Source organism: Kitasatospora sp. NBC_01560, assembly GCF_045208415.1.
GTDB lineage: Bacteria > Actinomycetota > Actinomycetes > Streptomycetales > Streptomycetaceae > Kitasatospora.
Genome location: NZ_CP109364.1, coordinates 2618034 through 2644125, shown reverse-complemented (window position 1 = coordinate 2644125; position 26092 = coordinate 2618034). Strand labels below are relative to the sequence as shown.

28 protein-coding genes are annotated in these 26092 nt (G+C 74.7%); 8 read left to right on the top strand and 20 right to left on the bottom strand.

Going from position 1 to position 26092, the window contains the following annotated elements; all coding sequences use genetic code 11:
• Positions 1-87 precede the first annotated feature (87 nt).
• Positions 88-759 carry a TetR/AcrR family transcriptional regulator gene (locus OH807_RS11180; protein ID WP_406197068.1) on the bottom strand — a complete coding sequence of 224 codons (672 nt, stop codon included), beginning with the start codon at positions 757-759 and terminating at the stop codon, positions 88-90.
• 37 nt (positions 760-796) lie between these two features.
• Between OH807_RS11180 and OH807_RS11175 the strand changes: the two genes are divergently transcribed.
• Positions 797-1159: a rhodanese-like domain-containing protein gene (locus OH807_RS11175; protein WP_406197065.1), complete on the top strand. Its 363-nt coding sequence runs from the start codon at positions 797-799 to the stop codon at positions 1157-1159.
• A 106-nt stretch (positions 1160-1265) separates the two neighbouring features.
• Here OH807_RS11175 and OH807_RS11170 read toward each other — a convergent pair whose 3' ends face one another.
• Positions 1266-1661 (bottom strand): MerR family transcriptional regulator, encoded by a 396-nt coding sequence (locus OH807_RS11170; RefSeq protein ID WP_406197062.1) that lies wholly within the window; start codon positions 1659-1661, stop codon positions 1266-1268.
• 52 nt (positions 1662-1713) lie between these two features.
• Here OH807_RS11170 and OH807_RS11165 point away from each other — a divergent pair, with 52 nt between their 5' ends.
• Positions 1714-3099: an MFS transporter gene (locus tag OH807_RS11165; protein WP_406197059.1), complete on the top strand. Its 1386-nt coding sequence runs from the start codon at positions 1714-1716 to the stop codon at positions 3097-3099.
• Between the two features lie 35 nt (positions 3100-3134).
• On the opposite strand, the gene OH807_RS11160 is transcribed toward OH807_RS11165, so the two are convergent.
• Positions 3135-4148: a hypothetical protein gene (locus OH807_RS11160; RefSeq protein WP_406197056.1), complete on the bottom strand. Its 1014-nt coding sequence runs from the start codon at positions 4146-4148 to the stop codon at positions 3135-3137.
• Between the two features lie 410 nt (positions 4149-4558).
• Here OH807_RS11160 and OH807_RS11155 point away from each other — a divergent pair, with 410 nt between their 5' ends.
• On the top strand, positions 4559-5071 hold the full coding sequence (locus OH807_RS11155) for a GNAT family N-acetyltransferase (RefSeq protein ID WP_406197053.1): 513 nt from the start codon (positions 4559-4561) through the stop codon (positions 5069-5071).
• Positions 5072-5212: 141 nt separating this feature from the next.
• On the opposite strand, the gene OH807_RS11150 is transcribed toward OH807_RS11155, so the two are convergent.
• Positions 5213-6688: a hypothetical protein gene (locus tag OH807_RS11150; protein ID WP_406197051.1), complete on the bottom strand. Its 1476-nt coding sequence runs from the start codon at positions 6686-6688 to the stop codon at positions 5213-5215.
• Between the two features lie 408 nt (positions 6689-7096).
• Here OH807_RS11150 and OH807_RS11145 point away from each other — a divergent pair, with 408 nt between their 5' ends.
• Positions 7097-8281: an alpha/beta hydrolase gene (locus OH807_RS11145; RefSeq protein ID WP_406197048.1), complete on the top strand. Its 1185-nt coding sequence runs from the start codon at positions 7097-7099 to the stop codon at positions 8279-8281.
• Between the two features lie 106 nt (positions 8282-8387).
• Here OH807_RS11145 and OH807_RS11140 read toward each other — a convergent pair whose 3' ends face one another.
• The 4 genes from OH807_RS11140 to OH807_RS11125 form a co-directional block, all read right to left on the bottom strand.
• Entirely contained in the window at positions 8388-8768 is a 381-nt protein-coding gene (locus OH807_RS11140) for an ArsR/SmtB family transcription factor (RefSeq protein WP_406197046.1), read from the bottom strand.
• Positions 8765-9214, bottom strand: coding sequence for an SRPBCC domain-containing protein (locus OH807_RS11135; RefSeq protein ID WP_406197043.1), 450 nt, complete (start codon positions 9212-9214; stop codon positions 8765-8767). The genes OH807_RS11140 and OH807_RS11135 overlap by 4 nt, the downstream gene beginning before the upstream one ends.
• Positions 9215-9384: 170 nt before the next feature.
• Positions 9385-10422 (bottom strand): LacI family DNA-binding transcriptional regulator, encoded by a 1038-nt coding sequence (locus OH807_RS11130; protein WP_406197040.1) that lies wholly within the window; start codon positions 10420-10422, stop codon positions 9385-9387.
• 143 nt (positions 10423-10565) lie between these two features.
• Positions 10566-11423: a MurR/RpiR family transcriptional regulator gene (locus OH807_RS11125; protein WP_406197037.1), complete on the bottom strand. Its 858-nt coding sequence runs from the start codon at positions 11421-11423 to the stop codon at positions 10566-10568.
• A gap of 54 nt (positions 11424-11477) precedes the next feature.
• Here OH807_RS11125 and OH807_RS11120 point away from each other — a divergent pair, with 54 nt between their 5' ends.
• Positions 11478-12452: an EamA family transporter gene (locus OH807_RS11120; RefSeq protein WP_406197035.1), complete on the top strand. Its 975-nt coding sequence runs from the start codon at positions 11478-11480 to the stop codon at positions 12450-12452.
• A 30-nt stretch (positions 12453-12482) separates the two neighbouring features.
• Here OH807_RS11120 and OH807_RS11115 read toward each other — a convergent pair whose 3' ends face one another.
• The 10 genes from OH807_RS11115 to OH807_RS11070 all read right to left on the bottom strand — a co-directional run bounded on the left by OH807_RS11115 (position 12483) and on the right by OH807_RS11070 (position 20923).
• Positions 12483-13268 (bottom strand): GNAT family N-acetyltransferase, encoded by a 786-nt coding sequence (locus tag OH807_RS11115; RefSeq protein WP_406197032.1) that lies wholly within the window; start codon positions 13266-13268, stop codon positions 12483-12485.
• 167 nt (positions 13269-13435) lie between these two features.
• A complete protein-coding gene (locus OH807_RS11110; RefSeq protein ID WP_406197030.1) occupies positions 13436-13570 on the bottom strand; it encodes a hypothetical protein in 135 nt (44 codons plus the stop codon).
• A gap of 207 nt (positions 13571-13777) precedes the next feature.
• A complete protein-coding gene (locus OH807_RS11105; RefSeq protein ID WP_406197028.1) occupies positions 13778-14560 on the bottom strand; it encodes a thiopeptide-type bacteriocin biosynthesis protein in 783 nt (260 codons plus the stop codon).
• Between the two features lie 334 nt (positions 14561-14894).
• Positions 14895-15098, bottom strand: coding sequence for a hypothetical protein (locus OH807_RS11100; RefSeq protein ID WP_406197026.1), 204 nt, complete (start codon positions 15096-15098; stop codon positions 14895-14897).
• Positions 15099-15191: 93 nt separating this feature from the next.
• Positions 15192-15563: a helix-turn-helix domain-containing protein gene (locus tag OH807_RS11095; protein ID WP_406197023.1), complete on the bottom strand. Its 372-nt coding sequence runs from the start codon at positions 15561-15563 to the stop codon at positions 15192-15194.
• 113 nt (positions 15564-15676) lie between these two features.
• Positions 15677-16336 (bottom strand): HAD-IA family hydrolase, encoded by a 660-nt coding sequence (locus OH807_RS11090; protein WP_406197020.1) that lies wholly within the window; start codon positions 16334-16336, stop codon positions 15677-15679.
• 340 nt (positions 16337-16676) lie between these two features.
• A complete protein-coding gene (locus tag OH807_RS11085) occupies positions 16677-17210 on the bottom strand; it encodes a GNAT family N-acetyltransferase (protein ID WP_406197017.1) in 534 nt (177 codons plus the stop codon).
• A 93-nt stretch (positions 17211-17303) separates the two neighbouring features.
• Complete coding sequence (locus OH807_RS11080) at positions 17304-18398, bottom strand: WD40/YVTN/BNR-like repeat-containing protein (protein WP_406197015.1); 1095 nt, start codon at positions 18396-18398, stop codon at positions 17304-17306.
• A 169-nt stretch (positions 18399-18567) separates the two neighbouring features.
• A complete protein-coding gene (locus tag OH807_RS11075) occupies positions 18568-20007 on the bottom strand; it encodes a dihydrolipoyl dehydrogenase family protein (protein ID WP_406197013.1) in 1440 nt (479 codons plus the stop codon).
• A gap of 166 nt (positions 20008-20173) precedes the next feature.
• Positions 20174-20923 carry an alpha/beta fold hydrolase gene (locus OH807_RS11070; protein WP_406197010.1) on the bottom strand — a complete coding sequence of 250 codons (750 nt, stop codon included), beginning with the start codon at positions 20921-20923 and terminating at the stop codon, positions 20174-20176.
• Positions 20924-21046: 123 nt separating this feature from the next.
• On the opposite strand from OH807_RS11070, the gene OH807_RS11065 reads away from it, so the two are divergent.
• A complete protein-coding gene (locus OH807_RS11065) occupies positions 21047-22009 on the top strand; it encodes a helix-turn-helix transcriptional regulator (RefSeq protein WP_406197008.1) in 963 nt (320 codons plus the stop codon).
• Positions 22010-22103: 94 nt separating this feature from the next.
• Here OH807_RS11065 and OH807_RS11060 read toward each other — a convergent pair whose 3' ends face one another.
• Positions 22104-23750, bottom strand: coding sequence for an APC family permease (locus OH807_RS11060; RefSeq protein ID WP_406197006.1), 1647 nt, complete (start codon positions 23748-23750; stop codon positions 22104-22106).
• 177 nt (positions 23751-23927) lie between these two features.
• Between OH807_RS11060 and OH807_RS11055 the strand changes: the two genes are divergently transcribed.
• Positions 23928-24605, top strand: coding sequence for a TetR/AcrR family transcriptional regulator C-terminal domain-containing protein (locus tag OH807_RS11055; RefSeq protein WP_406197003.1), 678 nt, complete (start codon positions 23928-23930; stop codon positions 24603-24605).
• Positions 24606-24822: 217 nt separating this feature from the next.
• Here the strand turns inward: OH807_RS11055 and OH807_RS11050 are convergent, their stop codons facing one another.
• Positions 24823-25209 (bottom strand): thioredoxin family protein, encoded by a 387-nt coding sequence (locus OH807_RS11050; protein WP_406197001.1) that lies wholly within the window; start codon positions 25207-25209, stop codon positions 24823-24825.
• A 197-nt stretch (positions 25210-25406) separates the two neighbouring features.
• Between OH807_RS11050 and OH807_RS11045 the strand changes: the two genes are divergently transcribed.
• The gene (locus OH807_RS11045; protein ID WP_406196999.1) at positions 25407-26081 is read left to right on the top strand and encodes a hypothetical protein; all 675 of its coding nucleotides are present in this window, start codon (positions 25407-25409) and stop codon (positions 26079-26081) included.
• Positions 26082-26092: the final 11 nt, after the last annotated feature.

Genomic DNA, 26092 nt, shown 5'->3' with positions numbered 1-26092 from the left:
TCCCCGCCCTCACGGCCGGTCGCCCGCGTGCGGCCGGCCGTCGGCATGTCCGGGCCCCGGCCTCCGTCGCCCGTCCGGGCGGGCGGGCTAGTGGGTGAGGCGGGCGGCGAGGTTGCGGGCGCCCGCGCGGATCCGGGGCTCGCCGAGCTCCGGCAGCAGGGCAGCGACGTGCTCGGCCGAGAGTGCGGCCAGCAGGGCGTGCGCGTCGTGCTCGGGGTCGTTCGCGCCCGTTCCGGTGAGCAGGACGGCCGCGTGCCGGTGCCAGAACCGGTACGCCCCGATGCGGTAACGGGCGCCGCGCGAGGCCGTCTCGGACATCCGCACGAGGTCCAGGTGTTCCAGCAGGTAGTCGAGGTAGGCGTCCACGAAGGCCGCGAGCCGTTCGGCCGGCTGTGCGGGCAGTTGCGCCGTGCCGTCGCCCGGGCCGAGCGGGGCCGGCCCGCGCAGGATCGCCTCCTGCAACGCGCGCTCGCGGGCGTCCAGCAGGGCCACTCCGAGCCCGGCCTTGTCGCCGAAGCGCCGGAAGAGTGTGCCCTTGCCGACGCCCGCCCCGGCCGCGATCTGGTCCATCGAGACGGCCTCCACGCCGTGCTCGGCGAAGAGGCGGGCGGCGGCCTCCAGTACGGCGGCCCGGTTCCGGGCGGCGTCGGCCCGTTCGGCGGGTGGCGGCGTGCGGAGCAGCTCCAGCGGGACGGCGTTGCGGTCGGGCGCCGGGGGCGTTGCGGAAGCGGACTGCGGTCCGTTATCGTCGTGAGCCATAACCGGACTATAGTCCGTATCTCTGGAAGGCAGAGCCATGACCACACTCATTACCCGGGACGAACTGGCCGAGGCGATCGGGGCGGGCGCCGTGACCGTGGTCGACGCGCTCGGTGGCGAGTACTACGCGAAGCAGCACCTGCCCGGTGCCGTGCCGCTGGTCCGCGCCGACGTGGACGCGCTGGCGCCGGGCTTGCTCCCCGACCGCGACGCCACGATCGTCACCTACTGCTCCAACCCGGCCTGCCCCAACAGCGGCCAGGTCGCCGACCGGCTCACCGCCCTCGGCTACACGGACGTCCGCAAGTACCGCGAGGGCATCGAGGACTGGACCGAGGCGGGGCTCCCCACCGAGACCGGGCTCCCCGCCGCCTTCGGTTCCGCCGCCGGCTCCGCCTGACGGTGCCCCGCACCCCGCCGGGGGGGAGGGGCGGCACGGGGGTGCCCCTCCCGCCGGCGGGGTCACCGGTCACCGGTCACCGGCCACCGGGGGCGCGAATCCGGGGTCAGGAGCCTGCGGCCGGTGCGCCGGCCAGCAACTCGCAGTCGGTGAAGTTCATGCAGCCACAGGCCAGGCAGGCGGCGACCGCCGCACGCAACTGCTGCGTCTGCCGGATGACCAGGTCCAGTTCGGGGAGCTTGCGCTCGGCCAGCGCCCGCCACTGCCGGGTGGCGCCGCGGTCGGCCTCGTCCGCCAGCAGCCCGCGGATCTCGGCCAGCGTGAAGCCCGCGCGCTGGGCCATCCGGATCAGCGCGAGCCGGCGCAGGGTGGCGGCGGGCCAGAGCCGACGGCCGCCGGCGCGGTGGGCCGTCGGCAGCAGTCCCAGGCTCTCGTAGTAGCGCAGCGCGGACGGCCGAAGGCCCGCCTGCCGGGCCAGCTCCCCGATGCCTACGTACCGCACCGCACCACCCCTCGTTTGACTTCAAGCGCGCGTGAACCGCTTGCCTGGCCGCATGATCTCAGCACGTCTGCTGCGCCGGATCCCTCAGGGGTACCGGCCGTTCCTCGCCCGTGGGCCGTTCCGCCGGCTGCTGCCCGCCCTCGCCCTGTCCGACCTCGGGGACGGGATGAGCGTGGTGGTGGTCGCGTGGCTGGCCCTGCAGCTCGCCCCGCCGGGTGCGGGCGGGCTGCTCGTCGGGGTCGCGGTGGCCTGCTACGTCCTGCCGGGCGCGGTCGGCGGGCCGCTGCTCGGCCGATGGCTGCACGGCCTGCCCGCCCGGCGGCTGATCCGGGCGGACGCCTGGACGAGGGCGGTCTTCCTCGGCTGCGTCCCGCTCGCGTGGGCGCTGGGCGTGCTCGGGCCCGCGCTCTACGTCGCCCTGCTGGCCGGCTCCTCCGTGCTGCACGCCTGGGGTGGCGGTGCGAAGTACGCCCTGGTGGCCGAGGTACTGCCGGGCGGGCAGCGGCTGGCGGCGAACGCGCTGCTCGGCACCAGCGCCTGGGTGGCGATGATCGCGGGCCCGATGCTGGCCGGGGCGCTCGCGGGGGTGGTCGCCACACCCTGGCTGATCGGCCTCGACGCCCTCTCGTTCGCCGTCCTGGCCGTCCGTGCCGGCGGCGCAGGGAGTACCGGGAGCGCCAGGGGTACCGGGCACGCCGGCGCGAGCGACCAGGGCGGCGCGAGCGACCGGGGCGGCGCGAGCGACCGGGGCGACGGGGACGGCGGACGGGCAGGCGAGGGTCTGCGCGTCCTGCGGTCCCGACCGGAGCTGCTCGGACTGCTCGCCCTGACCTGGCTGTTCAACCTGTTCTACGGCCCCGTCGAGGTCGCGCTGCCCCTCTTCGTCGGCCACGAGCTGAAGGCCGATCCGGGCCTGCTCGGCCTCTACTGGGCGGCCTTCGGCATCGGGGCGGTCGTCGGAGCCCTGGGTGTCGGCGTGCTGCGCAGACTCCCGTTGTGGCCGGTGCTGTTCGGCATCGTCGCCGGTCACGGTCTGGCGATGCTGCCGTTCGGCCTGCACGGCCCGGCAGCCCTCTCCGTCGCGGGCTTCGCCCTGGCCGGGGTGGTCTACGGCCCGTACAGCGCACTGGCCTTCAGCCTGTTCCAGGACCTCACCCCGCCGGCGGCGCTCACCACCGTCCTGGCCCTGCGCGCGTCCGTCCTCCTGACGGCGGCACCGCTGGGCGCGGCCCTGGGCGGCGCCGTGACGGGCGCGCTGGGGCCCCGGCCCGTTCTGGCGGGTACCGGCGTCGCCATGATCGCCGTCGCCGGTGGCGCCGCGCTGCTGCGGGCCCGCCGGGCTGGGCCGGCGCAGGGGCCGAAGTCCGTGACCCGGTCGCCGTCGCAGCCGTCCTCGGCGTCGCAATCGCCATCGCCGGCGGGCACCGTTCGGGAGTGACCGGAGCCGGGGGCGGGGCGGTGTCCGGGCGGCCGTCAGCGGGTGCACGCCGGGGCGGCGGGAAGCGTCTCGTCCACCGCCCGGCCCACCCGGGCGACGAGGGTCCGCCAGTCCACCCGCCGGGAGGCGCCTTCGTCCAGCTGCGCCGCTCGTTCTCGCGGGGCCGCCCCGGCGCGGCAGCCCCCGCACCGCCGCTCGGCGCCGACCGGGCGGAACGCCCGGTCGCAGCCGTCGCAGGCGGGGAGCGCGGCCGGGCCGGCCGACTCCGCGACGGGGGCGGGCATCTTGTGCTCCAGGCGCCAGCGTACGAGGGCGGCCGACGACCCGACCGGTTCCGGGAGCCCGGACGTCAGCGCCGTGCGCAACGCGGCCCGGTCCACGCCCCTGGCGAGCCATTCGGCCGCGAGCGGTGCCAACTTCCGTGCCTCGTCGGCCCCGAGCGTCAACCGCTGGTCCACCCGGCGGAGGCCCTGGAGTACCTGCTCGGCCTCGGCGAGCTGCGCCCTGCCGGTCGGCCCGCACGGGACCGCGGGCGGCGCCGGTGCCGGTGCCGGGACCGAGCGGGGGACCGGGACGGGGGTCGGGAGGGGGGAGGTGTTCACCTCCGGTGTTTCCCCAGGGGGGACGGTGCCGGACGCCCGGGCGGTCGGTGCACCGCGGGTCCGTTTTCCGGCTTCCGGTCGGCGGCCCGCGGTGCCCCGGCCCACGATCTCGGGGTGGGCGTCGAACACCCGCCGTGCCTCGTCGGTGGTCAACGGCACGTTGGAGAGCAGGGATTCGGTCCGCACCCGCCCGTCCGTCCCGCGCCGCCGGGTGCTGTGCAGCAGACCGGCGCGGCCGAGCTGGCGGCGCGCGCGGTCGGTGCTGATGCGGCCGCCGGAGAGTCCGGCCGCGAGGGCGGTCACGGTCGTCGTACGGGCCTTCGCCGGGCCGAGCGCGAGCGCCCGGACGAGCAGGCGGAAGGCGGTGTCCGACAGATCGTCGTCCCACACCAACACGTTGGAGATCTGGGTGAAGTCGCGCGTCGGCGCGATAACATGCGTGAGCATCGTCTGTGGTTCCTACCCACTCGACGGATGAAGAGCCCGGCCGCGTGCGTCAACACGTTGCCGGGCTCGCCCCATTCTTCGGGGGCGATCCGCTTATGGCGGTCACGGTACACCGAATTGAGGCACCGTCAGAACGCTCGGGAATGAAATGATTACCCGCTGTGCTGATGAGTCGAGTCCGAGGGCAGTCGCACCCCGCCGGTGGCCGCCGGCCTCCCGATCGTCGCACCACCGGACCACCGGACCACCGGGCCACCGCGCCACCGCCCCGCCGAAGACGGCGGCGAGGCCCGCCGGGCGGCCTACGTCGGGCTGCCGAATCGTTCCTGCTGGAATACCCGCTGGAATACCCGCCCCGCAACGCGGAAATACGCTCGCCGAACATTCTCCTCCGTGCAAACATGCCCCCTATGGGGACGATTCTGCACGGCGCCCACGTCAAGCTCCGACCGGCCACCGACGACGACATCCCGGCCCTTGTGGCGATCCGCTCCACGCCCGAGGTCTACGCCCGCTGGCGCGGTGGCGACGACCTCGCCGACGCCGTGGCCACCGACCTCAAGGAGCCGGGCACCGAGACCCTGGTGATCCTGGTGGCGGGGCAGGTGGCCGGCGCCATCCAGTGGTACGCCGAGAACGACGACGAGTACCGCCACGCGGGCATGGACATCTACCTCGACCCGGCCCGGCACGGCCGGGGCCTCGGCGCCGACGCCGTCCGCACCCTCGCCCGCCACCTGATCGCCGACCACCACTACCACCGGCTGATCATCGACCCGGCCGCCGACAACGCGGCGGCGATCCGCTGCTACGAGAAGGTCGGCTTCCGCCCGGTGGGGACGATGCGCCAGTACGAACGCGGCTCCGACGGCACGTGGCACGACAACCTGCTGATGGACCTGCTCGCCGACGAGCTGGTCTAGCGCACCCTGCCGCCCCGCCGCCTCACCGTGGTAGCTGCCGCAGCTGCGCCCCGACGCGGTGGCGGCCCGGCTCCTCGGGGAGGAACCGGGCCGCCACCGCGTCGGGGGTCGGGGTCGGGTGGGTGCCGGAGCCGGCCGGGGTCAGGCGACGAGCGCGATGACCGCCTTGGCCACGGCCTTCTCCGCCGCGCTCAGGATCTCCTTCACGAGGTCACCGAGGGCACCCAGGACGCCGGCCGCGAGGGTGTCGGTGGCGTCCAGGTTGGCCTTGAAGGTGCCGTTCAGGATGCCGTCCCAGTGGGCCGTGATCTCCGGGTTGTTGCCCGTGAACGAGAAGTCGTCGTTGCGGTCCGGCGTACCGAGGGGCAGGCCGGCGATGGTGCCCTCGGTGTGACCGGAGTGCTGGAAGGTGAACACGTACCCGTCCGACGTCAGCACGGCGGCCGAGATCGTGTAGTCGATGTTGTCGAAGCCGCTGTCGTGCGCGTGCGTGCTGAACGTGTAGTACCCGTCCTGTCGCATCACGACGTGCGCGGATCCGCCGATGGCGATGTCGGTGGTGACGTCCTGGTCGAAGTTCTTGCCCCAGGTGTCGTACCAGTAGTGGTCCTGGACGGAGGCGTCCCCGCCGACGAACCAGACCTCCATGCTGGTGGGGATGCGGGAGACGGCGGCGAGCCCGGTGGTGGTGGAGGCGCTGCCGGCCGGCGCGAGCTCGAAGCCCTGCCAGGTGCTGCCCTCGTACCAGTACCGGTCCTGGACGGAGCCGTTCCCGCCGACGAACCAGACCTCCATGCTGGCGGGGATGCGGGAGACGGCGGTGACACCGCTGTGGGTGGAGGCGCTGCCGGCCGGCGCGAGCTCGAAGCCCTGCCAGGTGCTGCCCTCGTACCAGTAGTGGTCCTGGACGGAGCCGTTGGCCCCGGTGAAGAAGACCTCCATGCTGCCCGGGATGCGGGAGACGGCGGCGATGCCGCCGGTCGTCGAGGCGCTGCCGGCGGGCGCGAGCTCGAAGCCCTGCCAGTTGCTGCCCTCGTACCAGTAGTGGTCCTGGACGGAGCCGTTGGCCCCGGTGAAGAAGACCTCCATGCTGCCCGGGATGCGGGAGACGGCGGCGACGCTGCCGGTCGTCGAGGCGCTCCCGGCGGGCGCGAGCTCGAAGCCCTGCCAGTTGCTGCCCTCGTACCAGTAGTGGTCCTGGACGGAGCCGTTGGCCCCGGTGAAGAAGACCTCCATGCTGCCCGGGATGCGGGAGACGGCGGCGATGCCGCCGGTCGTCGAGGCGCTCCCGGCCGGCGCGAGCTCGAAGCCCTGCCAGGTGTCGCCCTCGTACCAGTAGTGGTCCTGGACGGAGCCGTTGGCCCCGACGAAGAAGACCTCCATGCTGCCCGGGATCCGCGAGACCGCGGCGATGCCGCCGTTGGCGGACGCGCTGTCGGCGGGCGCCAGCTCGTAGCGCTGCCACGGCGATCCGTCGTACCAGTACGCCGCCTGGACGGAGCCGTTGGCGGCCACCCACCAGATCTCCATGCTGCCGTCGATCCGGGAGACCGCGGCCACCCGGCTCGACTGCGAGGCACTGTCGGCCGACGCCAGCGTGAATTGGTTCCAACTCATCTGCGATCCTCCAAGAGCTCGCTTCTGTGACCCGTGCGCCGGGAGGACTCCGGCTCATGGGCCGCCGGGCCGTCAGGGCCGGCCCGGCGTGGCGCGAGTCGCCCGGCCGGTCCCACCGTCCGTGTGCTCAACGCGTGCCTCCACGTTAGGAATTCGGGCGGACGGCGGCATGAGGCGCTGGTCCCGGCCGTGTCCCGGGACCAGCGCACCAGCCGGGTGCCCGCCGTGGGAGCACCGCGGGAGCACCGTGGGAGCGGACGCTGCGTGCGCGGAGAGGTGTCGCCCTGCCCGGCGGGGCCGGCTCCCAGCAAGCTCCCAGGAACAGGCAACCGAACGGCTGTGCCAGGCCGTCCCCCATGTCACCGGGCATGCGGGCCCGGGCGGCACAGAACCGGGCACCGGAGCGCGATGAACCTGACAGGCACACCCTTCCTCATTCTCACGATCGTGCTGTTCATGGCCTCCATCGCGCTGGCCATGGCGCAGTGGCTCGGCAGAGGACCCCTCTTCGGGAGGGCGCGCGCCGCCGAACAGCGGCGCACGCCCCTGCGGGTGCTCTCCTACTTCGGCAACGTGCTGCTCTGTCAGTTCACCGCCGTGGCGATGGTCTTCGTGGTGGTCAACAACGAGAACCAGCTCTACGACAGCTGGGGCGACCTGCTGGGCACCTCGAACCACGTCCGGGCCGTGCCCGTGCCGCCGAAGGACGAGGGCCTGGCCGGTGACCGGGCCGCCGCCTCCGCCCCGGCCGCCGCGGGTGCCGCCGCAACCCCCGCCCCGAAGGTGCCGCAGGCCTTCCACGCCCCGGACTCCGACGCGGTGCCCCGGAGTGTGAAGCAGGCCGACCTCAAGGGCAGGCTCTCCGGCGTCGACGGCGAGGTCCTGGTCTGGACGCCGCCCCAGTACGACGACCCGGCGTACAAGGACAGGACCTTTCCCGTGGTCGAGCTGCTCGTCGGGTACCCCGGGGCCTCCAGCGCCTGGTTCGGCGACACCATGGACGCGACCAGGCAGCTCGAACCGCTGATGAAGTCCGGTCAGGTCACCCCGTTCATCCTGGTCTCACCGCGCGTCACCCTGCTCGGCGCGACCGACACCGGCTGCGCCGACGTCCCGGGCAAGGTCAACGCCGAGACCTGGCTCTCGCGCGACGTGCCGCAGATGGTCATCGACAACTTCCGGGCCGACAGCACGCCGGACCGCTGGGCCCTCGCCGGCTACTCGGCCGGTGCCCACTGCGCCACGCGCCTCGCGCTCGCCCACCCGAACCGGTACCGCGCCGCGATCAGCATGTCCGGCTACAACGACCCGGCCGGGGAGCCGGCCTCGCTCACCGCGAAGGACCCCAAGCTGCGCGAGGCCTCCAACCCGCTCCACCTCCTCACCCACGCCGCCACGCCGCCGAACGTCGCGCTCTACGTGACCGGCAAGCGGGGCGACGGGCTGGAGGACGCGACCGCCCTCCAGCAGGCGGCGAAGGCGCCGACCGTCGTCACCCCGGTCGAGACCACCGGCCCCCACCTGACCTCGACGTGGAAGCCCCTGGTCGTCCCGACCTTCAAATGGCTGACCGGCATCATCCCCGCCCGGTAGCGGCGGCCGCGCCGACGTGATGTGCCCCTGCGCCGACGTGCCGCGCCCCCGCCCGACTCCCTGGGTGCCGGGAGCCGGGCGGGGGCCGGGGCGGCCGGGGCGGCGGTCAGTGCGCCCCGCCGCCGTCCCGCCCGGGCGCTTCGGCGGCCTCCGCCGCCTCGGCCACCCGCTTGATCGCGGCGAGGCGCCGGTCCCAGTCGGTGGCGAGGGCGGACATCCAGCGCGCCGTCGCGTCCAGCGCGGCCGGCCGCACCGTGTAGCGGACCTCGCGCCCGACCCGCCCACCGGTGACCAGACCCGCCGCGTCCAGGACGGCGAGGTGCTTGACCACGGCCTGCCGCGAGACGGGGAGCCGTTCGGCGAGCGTCGTCGCGCTGGCCTCGCCGTGGGCCGCCAGTACGTCGAGCAGCAGGCGGCGCGTCGGGTCGGCGAGCGCGGCCAGGACGCTGTCGACCGGTTCGGCGGCGCCGGGCTGCTGCTCCGTCATGCGGTCGGCTGCTCGGCGCGCTTCCTGAAGGCGTCGAGCACCTGCGGCCAGCCTCCGGTGTTGTCCGCCACGGCCTTGCTGCGCAGCTCCTCGGAGCCGGCCAGCGCCGCGAACCCGCTCTCCACCACTCGCAGCCGCGTCCGGCCGTCGCCCTCGGCGCTCAGCGTGAACTCGACGAGGGTGCTGTTGTCGGCGCTCAGCTCCTCGCCGGGGAAGGCACTGGCCCAGCGGTAGGCCAGGTAGGTCGGCGGCCGGACGGTCTCGACCCGCACCGGGAAGTCGCCGTACTCGGGGTTCCTCGCGACCATGGACTCGCCCTCCCTGGCCACCGTGCCGGCCAGGCTCGCCTCCTCGGCCACCCAGAAACCGGGCTGCGCCACCAGGGTCCAGACCCGGTCCAGCGGCGCTTCGATCAGGGTCTCGCGCTCGATCCGGTCCTCGCTCATGAGAGCTCTCCTTACGTCGGTCCCGACAGGATGACTGCAACTCCAGAGTTGCACATGGGCCCGCCTGGTGCAACCGCAGGGTTGCACCAGGCGAGTCATGTGCGAGTCATGCGCGGTCGTGTGCGGGTGGAGTGCCGGTCGGGCCGGGCCGCGTTGCTCAGCTGCGATGCTCAGCCCCGGTCGGCTCCGGGGCGGCAGCCGCAGGAGCGGCGGACGACCATCCGCGCCGGGAACGTCCGCGCGCCCGCAGGTGCGGGCGTCCCGCCCTCCCGGGCCGTCAGCACCAGGTCGACGGCGGCGCGCGCCATCTCGCCCTGGGCGGTGGCCACCGTCGTCAGCGGCGGCCCGGCGATCACCGCCTCCGCGATGTCGTCGAAGCCGGCCACCGCGAGGTCCTCCGGCACCCGGATCCCCAGGTCGTCGGCGGCTCGCAGCAGGCCGATGGCCTGGTCGTCCGTCGCGCAGAACACGGCGCGCGGGCGGTCCGGGCGGCTCAGCAGTGCGAGCGCCTCGGCGTGGGCCCGGACGCGGTCGAACGGCGCGGGCGTCAGCCGGCCCTCGGTCGGCAGCCCGGCATCGGCCAGGGCCGCTGCCCAGCCGGCGGTCCGGGCGGTCACCGGGTCGTTGGTGCTGAGTGCGAACGTCCCGCCGAAGCAGTGCACTTCGGCGTGCCCGTGCTCCAGCAGGTGGCGCACCACCTCGCGCGCCCCGCCCTCGTCGTCCGCGACGACGGCCACCCCGTGCTCGGTCTCCGCCCGGTGGTGCAGCAGCACGACGGGCGTCCCGTCGCCGGCGTCCGGGCCGGCCACCCCGGGGACGGCCGGGTCCTGGGTGACCAGGATCAGGCCGTCCACCTGCATGCCGAGGAACGCCCGGATGTAGTGGGCCTCCCGCTCGTCGGCGTAGTCCGAGTTGCCGATCAGGAGCAGCCTGCCGCGCTCCGCCGCCGCCTGCTCCACCATGTGCGCGAGCCCGGCGAAGAACGGCTGCCGCGCGTCGGGGACGACCATGCCGATCAGGTTGGTCCGGCGCCGGGCCATCGCCTGGGCGACCCGGTTCGGCCGGTAGCCGAGCTCGTCGACCGCGGCCAGCACGCGCGCCCGGGTCGCGGCCGCCACGGGCCGCGGCCCGTCGTTGATCACATAACTGACCACCGCGGTGGACGTACCCGCCGCCCGCGCCACATCGTCCCGCGTCACCCTCGCCATGCCCGCGAGCCTACACACCGCCACCGACGGTGTGACCTCGTGATTTCCGCCCCGGCCGCCCCGGTCGTGCCGAGCCGGTCCCGTCGTTCCGTCGGCGCCGGGCGGTGGGGTCGTGCCGGTCGGCGCCGACGGAACGACGCGGCTCAGTACGTGTGGTCCGCCGCCACATCCGCCGCCAGGTTGAGCGCCCGCTCCGCGCGCTCCCCCCGCACGGCCAGCAGGGTGAGGGTCAGCGCGTCGACCACCGCCAGGTGTGCGATCCGGCTGGCGGTGGTCTCCAGGCCGAAGACGATGTCCTGGCCGCCGGCCACCAGGGTGTGGGTGGCCGTCTCGGTGAGGGGGGAGCGGGCGTAGCTGGTGAGCGCGATCACGGGCGCGCCGGTGCTCCGGGCCCGGCGGGCGGCGTCGACGACGGTCGGCGTCGAGCCGGTGTGGCTGACCGCCAGGAAGGCCGCGGTCGGCGGGAGCCCGGCGGCGGCGAGCTGGGCGGTGTGCAGGTCGGCGGGGGCGTCGACCAGTAGCCCGAGGGCCCGCAGGCGGTAGGCGGCGTCCAGCACCACGGCGCCGGAGAGGCCCCCGCCGACCAGCACCACGTGGGAGGCGGCGTCCAGCACCTCGGCGGCGGCCCGCAGGTCGTCGGCGGGGAGGGTGGTGGCGATGCCGTCGAGCGCCTCGCGGGCGGCGCGGACGGTGTCGGCGAGCGCCCGGGCCGCCGGGTCACGCCGGTCGGCGGGGGCGGGGGCCGGGGCCTGACGGACCGCCGCGATCTTCAGCTCCTGGTAGCCGCGGAACCCGAGCCGCTGGCAGGCCCGGACCACGGACGAGGAGGCGGTGCCGGCCAGCTCGGCGACGTCGCTCACGCTCAGGTGCACCAGATCGGCTCCCCGGTCGAGGACCACCTGGGCGACGCGGGCCTCGCTTCCGCGCAGCTCGCCGAGGTGGGCGCGGACGTGCGCGGCCAGCTGGGACTCCAGGGGAGAAAAATCGGAACGCTCTTCCATGGATCCAGGGTAGCGTGGAATTCTGTTCCGGATCCTCTGGAGGGGAGCTTTGCCATGCCTGTCGTCGCGCTCGCGCTGCTGACGGCCCCGGGAGCGGCGGTCGGGGCGCTCGCGCCGGTCGGACCATTCGCACCCGCTGCCCCGCTCGCCTCGGCCGGACCGGCGGGGGGCGGTGGCGGGGTGGCGGCCGTGCCGATCGCCGTGCTCGCCGCGGCCGTCCTGCACGCCGTCTGGAACGCGCTGGCGCACCGGATCCGGGACAAGCTCGTCGGGTTCGCCCTGATCAATCTCGCGTACACGGCCTGCGCGGTGGTCCTGGTCGCCCTCAACCCGCTGCCGGCCGCCGCGGCCTGGCCGTTCCTGATCGCCTCGGTGGTGCTGCAGGTGACGTCCCAGCTCCTGCTGCTCCGGGCCTACCAACTGGGGGACTTCGGGCAGATGTACCCGATCGCGCGCGGTTCGGCACCGCTGCTGGTCGCGGTGCTCTCGGTGACGGTGCTCGGCCAGGGGCTCGGCGGCGGGGAACTGCTCGGTGTCGTGGTGATCTCCTGCGGCCTGATCGGGCTGGCCTTCGCCCAGGGGATACCCGGGCGGGCCCAGCTGCCGGCGCTCGCAGCGGCCGCCGGTACCGGGGTGATGATCGCCGGGTACACGGTGCTGGACGGCAGCGGCGTTCGGCACGCGGGCACCGTCGGCGGGTACATCGCCTGGCTCTTCCTGCTACAGGGGCCGAGCCTGGCGCTGGTCGCCCGGCTCCGTCGCGGTCCGGGCCTGCTCACCGGTCTCGACGGCTCGGTGGTGCGGGTCGGGATCGTCGGCGGGGTCCTCTCGCTCACCGCCTACGGTCTGGTGGTCTGGGCGCAGTCCCGGGGCAACCTGGCGACGATCGCCGCCCTGCGCGAGACGAGCATCGTCATCGCCGCCCTGATGGCGACGGTGGTCTTCCGCGAGCGGCTCGGCCGGCTGCGGATGACCGCGAGCGCCACGGTGCTGGCCGGAATCGCCGTCCTGGAACTCGCCCGGCCGTGACCGCTGCCGAGGGGCTCAGCACAAGGGGGCTCAGGGGACGATGACCGACAGCGTGGAGTGGTGCAGCCGGAATCCGAGCGCCTCGTAGAGCCGGCGGGCCGGGTTGCCCTCGGTGACGGCCAGGCCGACCCGGGCCGATCCGTGGCCGGCGAGGTCGCCGAGGGTGCGGTGCAGCAGGTCGCGGCCGAGGCCGGGGTAGCCGTGCTCGGAATGCCGGAAGACGTTCGCGATCCAGGGCGTGCCCCGGTGGTCGGTCAGTACGAGCCCGCCGACGACCTGGTCGTCGGCGTCCACGACCAGGGAGCTGGCCGGCAGGACCGGTCCGATGGCCCGCCCGGAGAGGAGGACGTCCAGTCGTTCCCTTATCAACTCGTCGTCCTCCGGGTAGCGGTCGGGGTGGCCGGCGCCGTACGCGGAGAGGCAGGCCGGTACGAGCTCCTCGGCGTCCCGGTCGCAGGGCACCGCCCGGTAGCCCTCCCGCAGGGCGGTCCGCTCCCAGGCGTCCCAGCCGGGCGGAGGCGGATCGCCGGCGAGGTCGCGATACATGGTGTGACCGTGCCGGAGTTCGGTCGCCCCGTGGTCGAGCAGCCGGCGGCCGAGGTCGACGGGGGCGGAGACGACCCAGCCGGCCATCGACGAGAGCACGAACTCCACCGGATCGGTGGTGCTGACGGCCGCTCCGCCGGCGCCGTCCGCCCCGGCCGCCGTGAGCCGTTCGGCCCAGGGCCGGCCCTCCCGCTCACCCCGGACGTACCGCACCACGGGAAGGCCGTCGATGTCGCGTCCGAACTCCCAGTCCGCTTCCGTCGCCGCCACGTTGTCCGTCCGATCGCCGAGGGGAGGCCTGCGACCGCCATTCTCGGCCCCGTCCACCGGGCGATCAAGGAGGCCGCCGTCGGTGCCGCCGGCCCGGCCCTGCCGAGTGGTCGCGCAGGGTCCCGGCCGGCGGACCGGGTGGGCTCCCGGCGTCGGCGGGCCGGGTGTCACCGCGCTCGCGGGCGGATCATCGCCGTCAGCCGGGGCGAGTCCCAGGACGGCGGCTGGGCGTTGAACGCCACGTATCCCCATGTCTCGTAGAGCCGTTGGACTTTGCCGTCGCCGGCGAGCGGGTTGACCATCAGCGTGACCCGGTCCTCGGTGCGGGCGGCCAGCAGGGCGTCGTGGATGCGGCGGGCGGTGCCGGTGCCGCGCCACGGGGTGCGGACGCCTGGCGGGCGCGAGGCTACCCGCCCGGTCCTAGGACGACTTCCCTTGCGGCGGTGGGTGCAGCAGGGCGGCGCCGATCGTCCCCTTCGCCAAGGACTGGCCTCGGTCCTGATCGGTGATCACCGGCGGGTTCCTTCGCGTCGGGCGGTCCACGACAGGGCGGCGGCGCGGGCGAGCCGCTGGCAGGCCCGTTCGGAGTCCTCATCGGGGCCGTGCATCCGGATGTGGTGCATGTGCAGCAGGGACGCGAGGACGGCGTCTGTGGGCAGTGCGGAGGCGGCGACGTGGTCGCGGTAGGCGGCGAGTGCTGTGCAGCGGGCGGCCCACGCGGCGGCGGTCCGGTCGCCGCCCGGCAGGGAGCGCAGGGCAGCGCCGTCTGGGCCGGTGAGGCGGAGCGTCTCGCCGGTCAGGTGCTGATTTGCGGCCGGTACCGGGAGCTTCGGGATTCGGTCGATCAGCCACCGCGCGCCAGCGCCGGTGCCGCCGGTGAACGATGCGGCGATGTCCACGAAGCTCGCCGCCGTGACCGTCTGCGGGTGCGGGTGCGGGTGCGGGTGCGGGTGCGGGGCGCCGGCGGCCGTGAGCGCGAGCTGTGCGAGGGCGGCGGCGGAGTCGGCGGCGAACACGGCTTCTGCCGCCGCCATGGCCGCGCCGGTCCCGTACCGGCCGGTCTCCGGCCGGTAGGTGTCCCACTGCAAGCCGCTGACCAGGCCGGCCCGGCGAAGCCCGTCGGCCCACGCTCCGACCCGGCCGGCGCCGTCCCCGAGGTCGGCCAGCAGCTCGGGCAGGTGGCGCGTCAGGATCGCGGCCTGCCGGTCCGGGTGCCCGTACACCTTCGCGAACGCCCAGCCGGACGCGCCCGGTAGGTGTCCGTGGTCGCGGCCGACCACCGGCCCGCGCACGACCGGCGGCGCGGGTGGCCTGCGGCATGTCCGGATCGAGATGAGTGGTGTCGATCAGCCGCAGCGCTCCCCCGGTGTCGCCGAGCGCCATCGCAACCGACATGGCCTGCGTCGCCGTGTAGGACGGCCCGAACGGCTGCCCCTGGCCGCCTCGGGCATGCTCGCGGCCGATCCGGGCGGCGACGGCGTGAGCCTGGCTCAGGTAGTCGCGGGCCGTTTCCTGACGCGCTCCGCCGCGCGACGCGGCGACGGCGGCGTTCGTGACCAGCTGTCCGTAGACCGACAGCCGGTCCGGGTCGCTCTCGGTCATGCGCGGTTCGATCCGCTCGGCGGCCTACTCGGCGACGTTCACGCCCTTCGCGGTGTGGCCGTCGCGAAGGTAGATCCAGGACAAGGACGCCATCAGGTGAGCCGCCCGCAAGTCGTCCCCGACCTGACCGGCGACGTTGCGGCCATGGGTGATCGCGGCGTATCCGAGATCGCGGGCACCGAGGATGTTCGCCATGACGGCGGCGGTCTGGAACGCGTCGGTCAACACCCCGCCGGCCGCCTCCCGGCGGTCTGGCTCGGTGGCGTCGTACAGGGCGCGGGCCTCCGGCAGTAACCCCGACAGGATCGCGCCGAGCTCCGCCTACCGGCCGGACCAGAACGCGGCGTCAGCGCGCCGTGCGGCGCCTTGAAGCTCTTCGAGCGTCCCCGGCTCCACATCGGTCCCGATTCCGAGGCCGGTGTCATGGACGGCCGCCGACACCGCCCGCAGGGCAGAGCGTTCGTCCAGCTCCATCCCCCGGCGCGGGGACTGCTGGCCGACCAGTACGGACACGTCCGTACCGAGGCCGGCGGCGACCTTCAACAGGTAGGGCAGTGAAAGGTTTCCGCCCTGTTCGAGCTTGCGGATCGTGCCGACGGATACCCCCGACTTCTCCGCCAGCCCTTCCTGCGTCGCGCTGCCGCGCAGGATCTTGGCTCGTTCCGCCGTAGTACGTTCCGCCCACTGCGTCATAGGCTGACTCCATCTCAGGTAGTGACCTTCCGGGGGTGGTACCCCCGCCGGGTGAGGGTGCAACAGACGGTGGTCGTGGCCCGGTTCGCTCGGGGGCACGGCCGCTTCCCGTGTCAGGCCACCGGGGCGGCGAGGCCGAGCAGGGATTCCAGCCGGGCGACGGTGCCGGGCCGGCCGTCGGCGAGAACCGTGGTGATGCCGAGCGCTTCGGCCGGCGGCAAGTTCGCCGGGTGGTCGTCGACGAACACGCACGCCTCGCCGGGCAGGCCCATCCGATCGAGTGTCATCCGGTAGATCGCCGGGTCCGGCTTGGCGATGCCCTCCCGTTCGGAGACCACGGTGACGTCGAACAACTCCCAGACCCCGCAAGCGGCGTACGGGTCGTAGGGATCCAAGCCGAAGCTGTTGGACAGCATCGCGACCGCGTAGCCGGCGTGTCGCGCGGCCCTGGCGAGAGCGACCATGTCCAGGGCCGGCCCGACACCGGCCCATGCCCGGCCCATCAGGTTCACGTGGTCGGTGACGCCGAGGAACGGCGCGGTCTTCTCGTTCCACTCGGCCTGACCGATCCGGCCGGCTTCAAGGTCCGCGTACAGCTTCCGTACGACGGGGTGGGTGTTCAGGGTGCGGCGCCACGCTTCGGGGTCGAGTCCCTGGTTGACGCACCATTCGCGGTGCACCGCCAAGGCATCCACGGTGAGGACGCCGGCGAAGTCCAGGATCAGGCCCCGGTACGTGGACGGGGGCGTGCCGGTGTCGGCGGGTTGGTACATCGTGGGTTCCCTTCCGGTTCGTCGCTGTACCGGGAAGCTACCCCGCACTGTGCGGGGGCGCGAAGGCGGGCGTTCGGCCTGCCAGTTGGCACACGGGGCGGCCTCCTCTCGCGTGAGGTGACCGCCTTGCGGGGTTCGGCCCTTCACGACCCGCAGGCCGCCGGATTCCTCGGTACTGTCCGTCCGATCGCCGAGGGGAGGCCTGCGAGCGCCATTCTCGGCCCCGTCCACCGGGCGATCAAGGAGGCAGTCGTCGGTGCCGCCGGCCCGGCCTGCTGAGTGGTCGCGCAGGGTCCCGGCCGGCGGACCGGGTGGGCTCCCGGCGTCGGCGGGCCGGGTGTCACCGCGCTCGCGGGCGGATCATCGCCGTCAGCCGGGGCGAGTCCGGGGACGGCGGCTGGGCGTTGAACGCCACGTATCCCCATGTCTCGTAGAGCCGTTGGACTTTGCCGTCGCCGGCGAGCGGGTTGACCATCAGCGTGACCCGGTCCTCGGTGCGGGCGGCCAGCAGGGCGTCGTGGATGCGGCGGGCGGTGCCGGTGCCGCGCCAGGCGGTGCGGACGCCGATCTCCCTGAGGGCCAGCACCGGGGTGTCGGTGCAGCCGTCGGGCAGGGGATCGGCCATGCGGCTCCAGTACCGGTCGCCGGCGTCGACGGTGTTGCCGTAGGAGTACCCGGCCGGCGTGTCGCCGTCGAAGGCGAGGACGAGCTCGAAGCCGGGCTCGGTGGCGTGCCGGTCGAGGCGCTCGGCGAACGCCTCGACGCGGTAGTTCGGCAGGTGCAGCAGCGGCGCGCGGACATCGGCGTACACGTCCAGCAAGTCCCGCCGGACGTGGTCGGTCAGGGTGGTGTGGTGGCGCAGCTCGACGGTCACGCGGCGGTCCCCCAGGTGTCGTGGACGTACGCCGTCCCAGTGTGGTCCGCCGCGTTGCTGCCGGCCAGGCCGTCCCGTCGTCGGGCGGCCGCGTCAGCCGACGACTGCCGCGCGGACGCAGAGCACGTCGGGCAGGTGGGAGATGAGCAGGGACCAGGTCTCGCCCTCGTCGGGGCTGCCGTGGACGTCGCCGTTGCGGTTGCCGAAGTAGATGCCGGCCGGGTCGGCGTCGTCGGTGCGGAGGGCGTCGCGCAGCACGACACCGTAGTGGTCGCCCCCAGGGAGGCCCTTGCTGAGCGGGTGCCAGCTGTCGCCGCCGTCGTCGGTGCGGTAGACCCGGCAGCGCCGGCCCGGCGGGATCCGGTCGTCGGCCCCGCCGAGCGGGAAGAGGTAGGCGGTGTCGGCCCGGCGCGGGTGCGCGGCGACGGCGAAGCCGAAGTCGGCGGGCAGGCCGTCGGTGACGAACGTCCACCCGGCGCCCGCGTCGTCGCTGCGGTACACGCCGCCGTGGTTCTGCAGGTAGAGACGGTCGGGGTTGACGGCGTCCCGGGCGATCTTGTGCACGCACTGGCCGAACTCGGGGTACTGGCTCTCCTCGGGGAGGAACTCCGCCCGCAGGCCCTGGTTGGACGGCTCCCAGCTGCCGCCGCCGTCCTTGCTGCGGTAGACGCCGCCGCTGGAGACGGCGACCAGCAGCCGTTCCGCGTCGCGCGGGTCGGTGAGGACGGTGTGCAGGCCCTGGCCGCCGTACCCGGCGCCCCACTGCGGGCGCTGCGGGTGGGCCCAGAGCGACTCGACCAGGGCGAAGGTCCCGCCGCCGTCCTCCGAACGGAACAGCGCGGCCGGCTCGGTGCCCGCGTAGACGACCCCGGGCGCCTCGTCGCCGGCCGGCTGCAGCTGCCAGACCCGGGTGAGCGAGGCGCCGGTGTGCTCGGGGAAGCGGATCGCCGGCACCGGTGGCTCGTACCAGCTCGCGCCGAGGTCGTCCGAGCGCCAGACCGACGGGCCCCAGTGGCTGCTGTCGGCACCGACCAGCAGCCGGACCGACCCGCCGCGGCGGTCGATCGAGACGGAGTAGATCGCGTTCATCGGGAAGTGCGGCCCGCTGAACTCCCAGCTCAGCCGGTCGCGACTGCGGCCGAGAAAGAGGCCTTTCTCGGTCCCGACGGCCAACAGCACCTCGGTCATTGCCCTGCACCACCTGGTCGGTCGGAACGGCCCCGCCCGGACACCCCTCCACCGGCCAGTGTCCCGCCCTCCGGCGGGGAGGACATCTCGCCGCGCCGACGGAGCCGGACGTGCCGGTGGACCCCCGGGGGCTCCGGGAGCTCCCGGAGCCGCCTCGGGAGCTCCCCGGTCAGCCCCGGCAGCCCTCCAGCAGCCGCAGCCAGACCTCGCTGATCGTCGGGTAGGCCGGAACGGCGTGCCAGAGCCGGCCGATCGGCACCTCGCCCACCACCGCGAGGGTGGCCGAGTGCAGCAGCTCGGAGACCCCCGGGCCGACGAAGCAGGCGCCGATCAGGATCTCCCGGTCGAGGTCGAAGACCACCCGCGCCCGGCCCCGGTACCCGTCGGCGTACAGCGAGGCCCCCGCGACGGCGCCGAGGTCGTGGTCGACGGCCTTGACCCGCAGACCGGCCCGTTCGGCGGCGTCCAGGGTGAGGCCGACGGCCGCCACCTCCGGTTCGGTGAAGACGACCTGCGGCGCACCGGCGCTGTCGGCCGAGGCGGCGTGCGCGCCCCAGCGTTCGGAGTCCAGCGGCCGCCCCTGGGCGCGTGCCGCGATCGTCGCGCCGGTGATCCGCGCCTGGTACTTGCCCTGGTGGGTGAGGAGCGCCCGGTGGTTGACGTCCCCGGCCGCGTAGAGCCAGTCACCGTCCACCCCGAGGACGGTGCAGCTGTCGTCCACGTCGAGCCAGGCGCCCGGCTTCAGGCCGACCTGCTCCAGGCCGACGTCGGCGGTGCGCGGTGCCCGGCCGGTGGCGTACAGCACCTCGTCGGCGGCCAGCCGTTCGCCGTCCTCCAGCACCAGGGTGACGCCGGCGCCGTCCACCTTCTCCAGCGCCGCCACCGAGACGCCGAACCGCACGTCCACCCCGGCCGCCCGGAGGCCCTCGGCGACCAGCTCGCCCGCGAACGGCTCCATCCGCGGCAGCAGCCCGTTGCCGCGCACCAGCAGCACCACCTCGGCGCCGAGCGCCCGCCAGGCGGTGGCCATCTCCACGCCGACCACCCCGCCGCCGACCACGGCCAGCCGGCCGGGCACCGTCGGCGAGCCGGTCGCCTCGCGGTTGGTCCACGGGTGGGCCTCGGCCAGTCCGGGCACGCCCTGCGGCAGCACCGGGCGGCTGCCGGTGCAGACGGCGACGGCGTGCCGGGCGGTCAGCACCCGCTCGCTGCCGTCCTCCGACTCGACGGTGACCGTCCGCACGCCGGCCAGCCGGCCGTGGCCGCGGACCAGCTCGATGCCGGTGTCGCGCAGCCACTGCACCTGGCCGTCGTCCTTCCAGTGCGAGGCGAACGCGTCGCGCCGGGCCAGCACGGCGGCCGCGTCCAGCACCGCGTCGCCGACGGCCTCGCGGGATCCGGCCACCGCCCGGGCCGCGGCCAGTGCGGCCACCGGTCGGAGCAGCGCCTTGCTCGGCATGCAGGCCCAGTAGGAGCACTCGCCGCCGACCAGTTCGGCCTCCACGACGACGGTGCGCAGGCCGGCGGCGGCCGTCCGGTCGGCCACGTTCTCACCGGTGGGGCCGGCGCCCACCACGATGACGTCGTACTCCTCGGGGGTGGTCGTCATGCGTCGTCCTCCGTCGTGTCGATGGCCGACCCGGCGCGCGGGGCGCGGGTGGCGGGTGCCCGTGCCCATCCTGCTCCGCCCGCCGCCGTCCGTGCAGGCGTACACGCGGACGCGGGCCCGGCCGGTCGGCCGGGCCCGCCGCCGCCCGGCGTCGGGACCGGTGCCGTCACCGCCCGGGCAGCTCCGCGAGCTTCGCCAGCACCGCCGCGGTGTCCGCCGGGCGGGAGAACATCGGCCAGTGCCCGGTCGTCAGCTCGCGCAGCTCCCACTCGGGCCCGCCGAGTGCGGCGAAGTAGGGGTGCCCGGACGCGATCATGGCACGCACCTGCTCCAACGGGAAGGAGCACGAGACCAGCGCCTTCGCCGTCCCGGCCCCGCCGCCGGTCAGCCGCAGCGGGTCGGTGACCGTCCGGAACGGCTGGTCGGTGGCCCGCTCGCGGAACCGGGCGAGCGCGGCCCCGTCCAGGCCGTCCAGGCTGGTGCCGGCCGCGAGGAACTCCTCGAACGAGGGCAGCGGCAGCCGGTAGCCGTCCACCACCGAGGCCTCCAGCGGGGCCCGGAACCCGGGCTCCCAGAGGTCCCGCAGGGCCAGGCCGTCGGCGATCGGGCCGCTGTCGAGGTAGACCACGCGCCGGATACGCTCGGGCACCCGGTCGGCGGCGCCGGTGACGGCGACGGCCCCGCCGCTGTGCGCGACCAGCACGACGTCCCGGAGGTCCGCACGGACGAGCAGGTCGGTCAGGTCGGTGATGTGGGTCTCCACGCCGACCTCCGGCCCGGCCTCGCCGGACCGCTCGGCCAGGCCGGTGAGGCTCACCGCGTGGACGGTGTGCCCGGCAGCGCGGAGCGGCTCGGCGACCGCCTCCCACGCCCAGGCACCGAGCCAGAGTCCGGGGACGAGTACGAACGTGCTCATGGCGGATCACTCCTTCTCCGGACGGCCCGCTCCCGGGGCCGCCCGCGGGTGGCGCAGACGCTGTCGGTCCCGACCCTAGGATTGGATCCGGACAGTTGTCGCCCGGATTTGTCGGGAGAATCCATGGACCACCCGGTCAGCCGGGTACTCGCCCTGCTGGAGCTGCTCCAGGCCCGGCCCGGCCTCACCGGGGCCGAACTCGCCGACCGGCTGGGCGTGGACGAACGGACCGTCCGCCGCTACGTGGCCAGGCTGGCCGACCTGGGGATCCCGGTCCGCGCCGACCGCGGCCGCTACGGCGGGTACCGCCTGCTGCCCGGCTTCCGGCTGCCGCCGCTGATGCTCACCGGGGACGAGGCCGCGTCCGTGGTGCTCGGTCTGCTGGCAGGGCAGCGGTCGGGGCTGTCCGTCGGCGAGCAGGCCGCGGAGTCGGCGCTCGCCAAGATCCAGCGGGTGCTGCCGCAGCCGCTGCGCGAACGCGTCGACGCGGTGGAGCAGACCCTCGGGCTGACCTCGGCACCGGCCGCCGGCCCGAGCCCGGCGGCCGCCGCGCTGTTCACCCTCGCGGAGGCGGCCCGGCGGCGGCGGCGCGTCCACCTCGCCTACCGGGACCGCCGGGGCGAACCCACCGAGCGCGAGTTCGACCCGTACGGGCTGGTCTTCCACGGGGCCCGCTGGTACACCACCGGGCTGGACCACCGCAGCGGCGAGCAGCGGACGTTCCGGCTGGACCGGATCGGCGCGGCCGAGCTCCGCGAAGCCCGCTTCGATCCGCCGGAGGGCTTCGACCCCGTCCGGCAGGTGGTGGAGTCACTGGCCGCGGCGCCATGGACGCACGAGGTGGAGGTCCTCCTCACCACCACGCTCGCCGAGGCCCGGCAGCGCATCCCGCCGAGTGCCGGGACGGTCACGGCGGCCGCGGACGGCCGTGTGCTGCTGCGGGCCCGGGCGCAGAACCTCGACGGGATGGCGGTGATGCTGGCCGGCCTCGGCCACCCGTTCACCGTGCTGCGCCCGGACGCGCTGCGGGACGAGCTGCGGGCACTCGCCGCACGGCTCACCACGTGGAGCGGGGGCTCCTCCTGAGGTATTGCGGGCGCGTCCGCGGGACCACGCCCGGACCGGCCGGCACCGAATGGTCACTCGCACCGCCGCCCCCACCGGTGCCGCCGGGCGTTCCTCAGTGCACGGCCGGCGCCGGCTCGTCCGCGTCGCCGGTGTGCTTTTCACGCGTGCGCCCGCCGCCCGTGCGCTGCCCGGCGGGCTCCTCGTGGGCCGGCCCGGGGGAGCGCATCAGGCGCTGCGGACGGCGGACGAGGAGGTAGCCGAGACCGGCGAGGGTGACCAGCCCGACGCCGAGGACGGCCGCCCACACCTGGTACCAGGGGGCGCCGGGCGGCGCGAGGATGGTGCGCGGCCAGCAGATGTTGACCACCTCGAAGCCGGTCCAGAGCACCGCGAGGGCGTTGACGACGGTGCCGGTGCGCCCGTACGCGACCGGGCCGGACGGCCGCCAGGTGCCGCGCAGCCGGGCGAGCAGGGCGGCCAGGCTGAGCAGGAAGAACGGGAGGAAGGTCGCGGCGGTGCCGAAGGTGATCAGGCTGCCCATCGCGGTGGACTCCAGCCCGAGCGGCAGCGCGGCGGCGCTGACCAGGGTGGCGGCGACCAGCCCGCCGATCGGTGCCTGGTGCCGGTTGACCCGGCGGACCTTGGCGGCGAAGGGGAAGACGCCGTCGCGGGCCAGCGAGTAGAGGCCGCGGGCGGCGCCGCCCTGCGAGGCCATCAGGCAGGCGGTGAACGAGACCAGGACGACCACCACGAACGGCTTGGCCGACCAGTCGCCGAACGCGGTGGTGACGGCCGTGGTGACGGGGTCGAGGTCCTCGCCGCGGACCACGGCGGCCGGATCCGGGTGGGCGAGTTCGACGGCCAGGGCGTTCAGGACGACGACCACGCCGACGCTGAGCAGCGCCCACCACATGGCCCGCGGCACCTGCCGGCCGGCGTCCTTGGTCTCCTCGGCGGTGGAGACGCAGGCGTCGAAGCCGATGAACGCCCAGCCGCCGACGGCGATCACGGCCAGCAGGGCCCCGCCGGTGGAGACGCCGGCGGTGGCGGGGGCGTCCAGCAGGTCGGTCACCAGGCCGAAGCCGTGCTGCCGGAAGAAGAGCAGCAGCGCGAAGCCGACCAGGACGGAGGCGACCGCCTCGGCGGCGATGCCCAGGGAGACGAACCAGCGCAGCAGGTTGATGCCGTAGGCGTTGACCAGCGTGCAGGCCAGCATGAACGCGGCCGAGACCAGGACGAGTTGCGCGGGTGTCGGGGTCAGCCCGAAGAGGGCGAAGAACCAGGGCGAGGCCAGGTAGGCGACGGTGGTGTTGGCGAACATCACCGCGAACTGCCACATCCAGCCGGTCAGCCAGGCGAAGGTCGGGCCGGCCAGCCGGCGGCTCCACTGGTAGGCGCCGCCGGCCAGCGGCCACTGGGAGGCCAGCTCGGAGTAGACCGCGACGACCAGCATCTGGCCGAGCAGGCAGACCGGGAGAGCCCAGACCCAGGCGCCGCCGGCCACGCCCAGACCGACCTGGCCGACCGCGTAGAGGCCGACCACGGGGGAGACGACGGCGAAGCCCATCGAGATGTTGCCGAGGATGCCGAGGCTGCGGCGCAGTTCCTGTCGGTAGCCGAGGGCGGCGAGCCGGTCGGCGTCGGCGGCGGCGCCCGGGCCGGCCGCGCTGGCCGGGCCGGTGGCGGTCGGGCCGGCCGCGGTGGCCGGACCGGATCCGGGGGCCGGGGCGCTCTGCGGTCTTGGGGCGTGCTCGGTCATGGGGCGTCCACCTTGCCGTCGTCCGCGGCGGGTCCGGAGGGGCCCGCCGCAGAAAACTAACTTTGTTAGTCAGGGACGGTAACCCGCCACCCCGGGGCAGCGGAAGGGCCGAGACCGCCCTGTAATAACGTGAGCCCGACGCCGTGGGTGACGCGGCCGGCAGGGAGGGCGACGAGCGTGGGACGACCGAGCAGGGCGCTGCTGAGCAGGGAGATCATCGCCGGGGCGGCCCTCGACGTGGTCGACGCACACGGCTCGGACGGCCTCACCATGCGCGCGGTGGCCGAGCGGCTGGGCGTGAAGGCCGCCTCGTTGTACAACCACGTGAGCGGCAAGGACGAGCTGATCGACGGGCTGGCCGAGCTGGTCAATGCCGAGATCGACCTGAGCCCGCTGGCGCCGGCCGGCCCGGACTGGCGCTCCGGTGTCGCCCGCTACGCGCGCGGCTACCGCGCGGCCTTCCTGCGCCACCCCCACACCATCGCGCTGCTCGCCCGCCGCCGGGTCGGAGCCGAACGCCAGCTGCTCGGCTACGACACCCTGCTCGCCGCCCTCGGCCGGGCGGGCCTCGCGCCCGCCGACGCCGCCGAGGCGGCGGCCGCGCTCGACTACCTGGTGCTCGGCTCGGCGCTGGAGACCTTCGCCGCGGGCTTCACCAGCCCCTCGGACGACTACCGCCCGCGGTACCCGGCCCTCGCCGGTGCGCTGGTGGCCTCCGCCGAGCGCGGCACCAGCGGCCCGGGTGCGCCCGGGCTCGACGAGCGGGGCTTCGAGCTCGCCCTGGGCCTGCTCCTCGACGGCCTCGCGGCCCGCCTGGCGGGGTCGGCGGAGCCGCCGGAGGCTGCGCGGGCCTGATCGACCGGCGCGGGTCGGCCCTCGGCAGCGCCGGGCCGCCCGGACTGCGCGGGTCGGCCAGGCTGCGCGGGCACGCCGAAGGGCCCGGGGGTTCCGTCACCCCGGGCCCACCGCCGTCGTGGCCCTGCCGTCCCGGCTCTGCCGTTCCGCAGGTTGTTCCGTCGGCCGCTCCGTCAGCCGCCCCGCCTGTCCGAGTGGTGCGCCGTCGGGCGGACCGTCAGACCTCGCCGTCGCCGTTCTGCTCGGCCGCGACCTTGCGCTTCACCTCGGTCATGTCCAGCTTGCGGGCCTGGCCGATCAAGTCCTCGAACACCGTCTCCGGCAGTGCGCCCGCCTGGGAGAAGACGAGCACGCCCTCGCGGATGATCGCCAGCGTCGGGATGGACTGGATGCCGAAGGCGGCGGCCAGCTCCTGCTGCGCCTCGGTGTCGACCTTGGCGAAGACGAGGTCGGGGTGGCGCGCGGCCGCCTTCTCGTACACCGGGGCGAACTGCCGGCACGGGCCGCACCAACCCGCCCAGAAATCGATGAAGACGAAGTCCTCGCCCGCCGGGCCGGGGACGATCTCGTCGAAGTTCTCCTTGGTCAGCTCGACCGTGCTCATCTTGCGGTTCCTGCCCTTCCGGGGGTGGCGGTTCAGGCCATGTGCCCGCGACAACCGCGCCCGCCCGCGCGCTATTCCGAAGAATCCCCGCCGCCCGTTGAGTGCTTCGCGGCTCCCGTCCGTACAGCTGGGTGTCCGCACCAGCGCGGCGCGCCGACCGAGGCACCCGCGCGAGTCCACCGGGGAGAGCACCCACCATGCGCAGCAACAGCCGTACCAGCCGGATCGCCGTACTCGCCGCGTCCGGGATCGCCGCGGCGGCGCTGGTCGCCGGCTGCGGGTCGTCCGGCGGCGGCTCCACGGCCTCGTCGTCCGGCTCCGGGCCGAGCGCCGCCGCCACCGCACCCGCGGCCCCGAGCAGTCCGAGCAGTCCGAGTACGGGCAGTCCGAGCAGCCCGTCCGGCGCCGCCACCCTGAACACCGCCACCGACCCCGAGCTCGGCACCATCGTCACCGACAGTGCCGGCTTCACCCTCTACCGCTTCGACCAGGACACCGCCGATCCGTCGGCCTCCCACTGCAACGGTGCCTGCGCCTCGACCTGGCCGCCCGCCCCGGCCAACGGCACGGTCTCCGTCAAGGGCATCGACAGCAAGCTGGTCGGCACCGTCGTCCGTGCCGACGGCAGCAAGCAGCTCACCCTGAACGGCTGGCCCGCCTACCGTTACGCGCCCGACCAGAAGCCCGGCGACACCAAGGGCCAGGGCGTCGGCGGCACCTGGTTCGCGCTGACCCCGACCGGCGGCAAGGCCGGCGTCCACGCGAGCAGCCCCTCCGGCGGCACGATGCCGAGCAGCCCGAGCAGCCCGTCCGGCGGCATGATGCCAAGCAGCCCCCGAAGCCCCAGCAGCGGCGGCTACGGCGGTTACTGAGCGGGTGGGGC

Excerpts from the sequence above, each read along its gene's own strand:
- OH807_RS11180 (WP_406197068.1), bottom strand. The coding sequence starts at position 759 with ATGGCTCACGACGATAACGGACCGCAGTCCGCTTCCGCAACGCCCCCG.
- OH807_RS11175 (WP_406197065.1), top strand. The coding sequence starts at position 797 with ATGACCACACTCATTACCCGGGACGAACTGGCCGAGGCGATCGGGGCG.
- OH807_RS11165 (WP_406197059.1), top strand. The coding sequence starts at position 1,714 with ATGATCTCAGCACGTCTGCTGCGCCGGATCCCTCAGGGGTACCGGCCG.
- OH807_RS11160 (WP_406197056.1), bottom strand. The coding sequence starts at position 4,148 with ATGCTCACGCATGTTATCGCGCCGACGCGCGACTTCACCCAGATCTCC.
- OH807_RS11155 (WP_406197053.1), top strand. The coding sequence starts at position 4,559 with ATGGGGACGATTCTGCACGGCGCCCACGTCAAGCTCCGACCGGCCACC.
- OH807_RS11150 (WP_406197051.1), bottom strand. The coding sequence starts at position 6,688 with ATGAGTTGGAACCAATTCACGCTGGCGTCGGCCGACAGTGCCTCGCAG.
- OH807_RS11145 (WP_406197048.1), top strand. The coding sequence starts at position 7,097 with ATGAACCTGACAGGCACACCCTTCCTCATTCTCACGATCGTGCTGTTC.
- OH807_RS11140 (WP_406197046.1), bottom strand. The coding sequence starts at position 8,768 with ATGACGGAGCAGCAGCCCGGCGCCGCCGAACCGGTCGACAGCGTCCTG.
- OH807_RS11135 (WP_406197043.1), bottom strand. The coding sequence starts at position 9,214 with ATGAGCGAGGACCGGATCGAGCGCGAGACCCTGATCGAAGCGCCGCTG.
- OH807_RS11130 (WP_406197040.1), bottom strand. The coding sequence starts at position 10,422 with ATGGCGAGGGTGACGCGGGACGATGTGGCGCGGGCGGCGGGTACGTCC.
- OH807_RS11125 (WP_406197037.1), bottom strand. The coding sequence starts at position 11,423 with ATGGAAGAGCGTTCCGATTTTTCTCCCCTGGAGTCCCAGCTGGCCGCG.
- OH807_RS11120 (WP_406197035.1), top strand. The coding sequence starts at position 11,478 with ATGCCTGTCGTCGCGCTCGCGCTGCTGACGGCCCCGGGAGCGGCGGTC.
- OH807_RS11110 (WP_406197030.1), bottom strand. The coding sequence starts at position 13,570 with ATGGTCAACCCGCTCGCCGGCGACGGCAAAGTCCAACGGCTCTACGAG.
- OH807_RS11095 (WP_406197023.1), bottom strand. The coding sequence starts at position 15,563 with ATGACGCAGTGGGCGGAACGTACTACGGCGGAACGAGCCAAGATCCTG.
- OH807_RS11090 (WP_406197020.1), bottom strand. The coding sequence starts at position 16,336 with ATGTACCAACCCGCCGACACCGGCACGCCCCCGTCCACGTACCGGGGC.
- OH807_RS11080 (WP_406197015.1), bottom strand. The coding sequence starts at position 18,398 with ATGACCGAGGTGCTGTTGGCCGTCGGGACCGAGAAAGGCCTCTTTCTC.
- OH807_RS11075 (WP_406197013.1), bottom strand. The coding sequence starts at position 20,007 with ATGACGACCACCCCCGAGGAGTACGACGTCATCGTGGTGGGCGCCGGC.
- OH807_RS11070 (WP_406197010.1), bottom strand. The coding sequence starts at position 20,923 with ATGAGCACGTTCGTACTCGTCCCCGGACTCTGGCTCGGTGCCTGGGCG.
- OH807_RS11065 (WP_406197008.1), top strand. The coding sequence starts at position 21,047 with ATGGACCACCCGGTCAGCCGGGTACTCGCCCTGCTGGAGCTGCTCCAG.
- OH807_RS11060 (WP_406197006.1), bottom strand. The coding sequence starts at position 23,750 with ATGACCGAGCACGCCCCAAGACCGCAGAGCGCCCCGGCCCCCGGATCC.
- OH807_RS11050 (WP_406197001.1), bottom strand. The coding sequence starts at position 25,209 with ATGAGCACGGTCGAGCTGACCAAGGAGAACTTCGACGAGATCGTCCCC.
- OH807_RS11045 (WP_406196999.1), top strand. The coding sequence starts at position 25,407 with ATGCGCAGCAACAGCCGTACCAGCCGGATCGCCGTACTCGCCGCGTCC.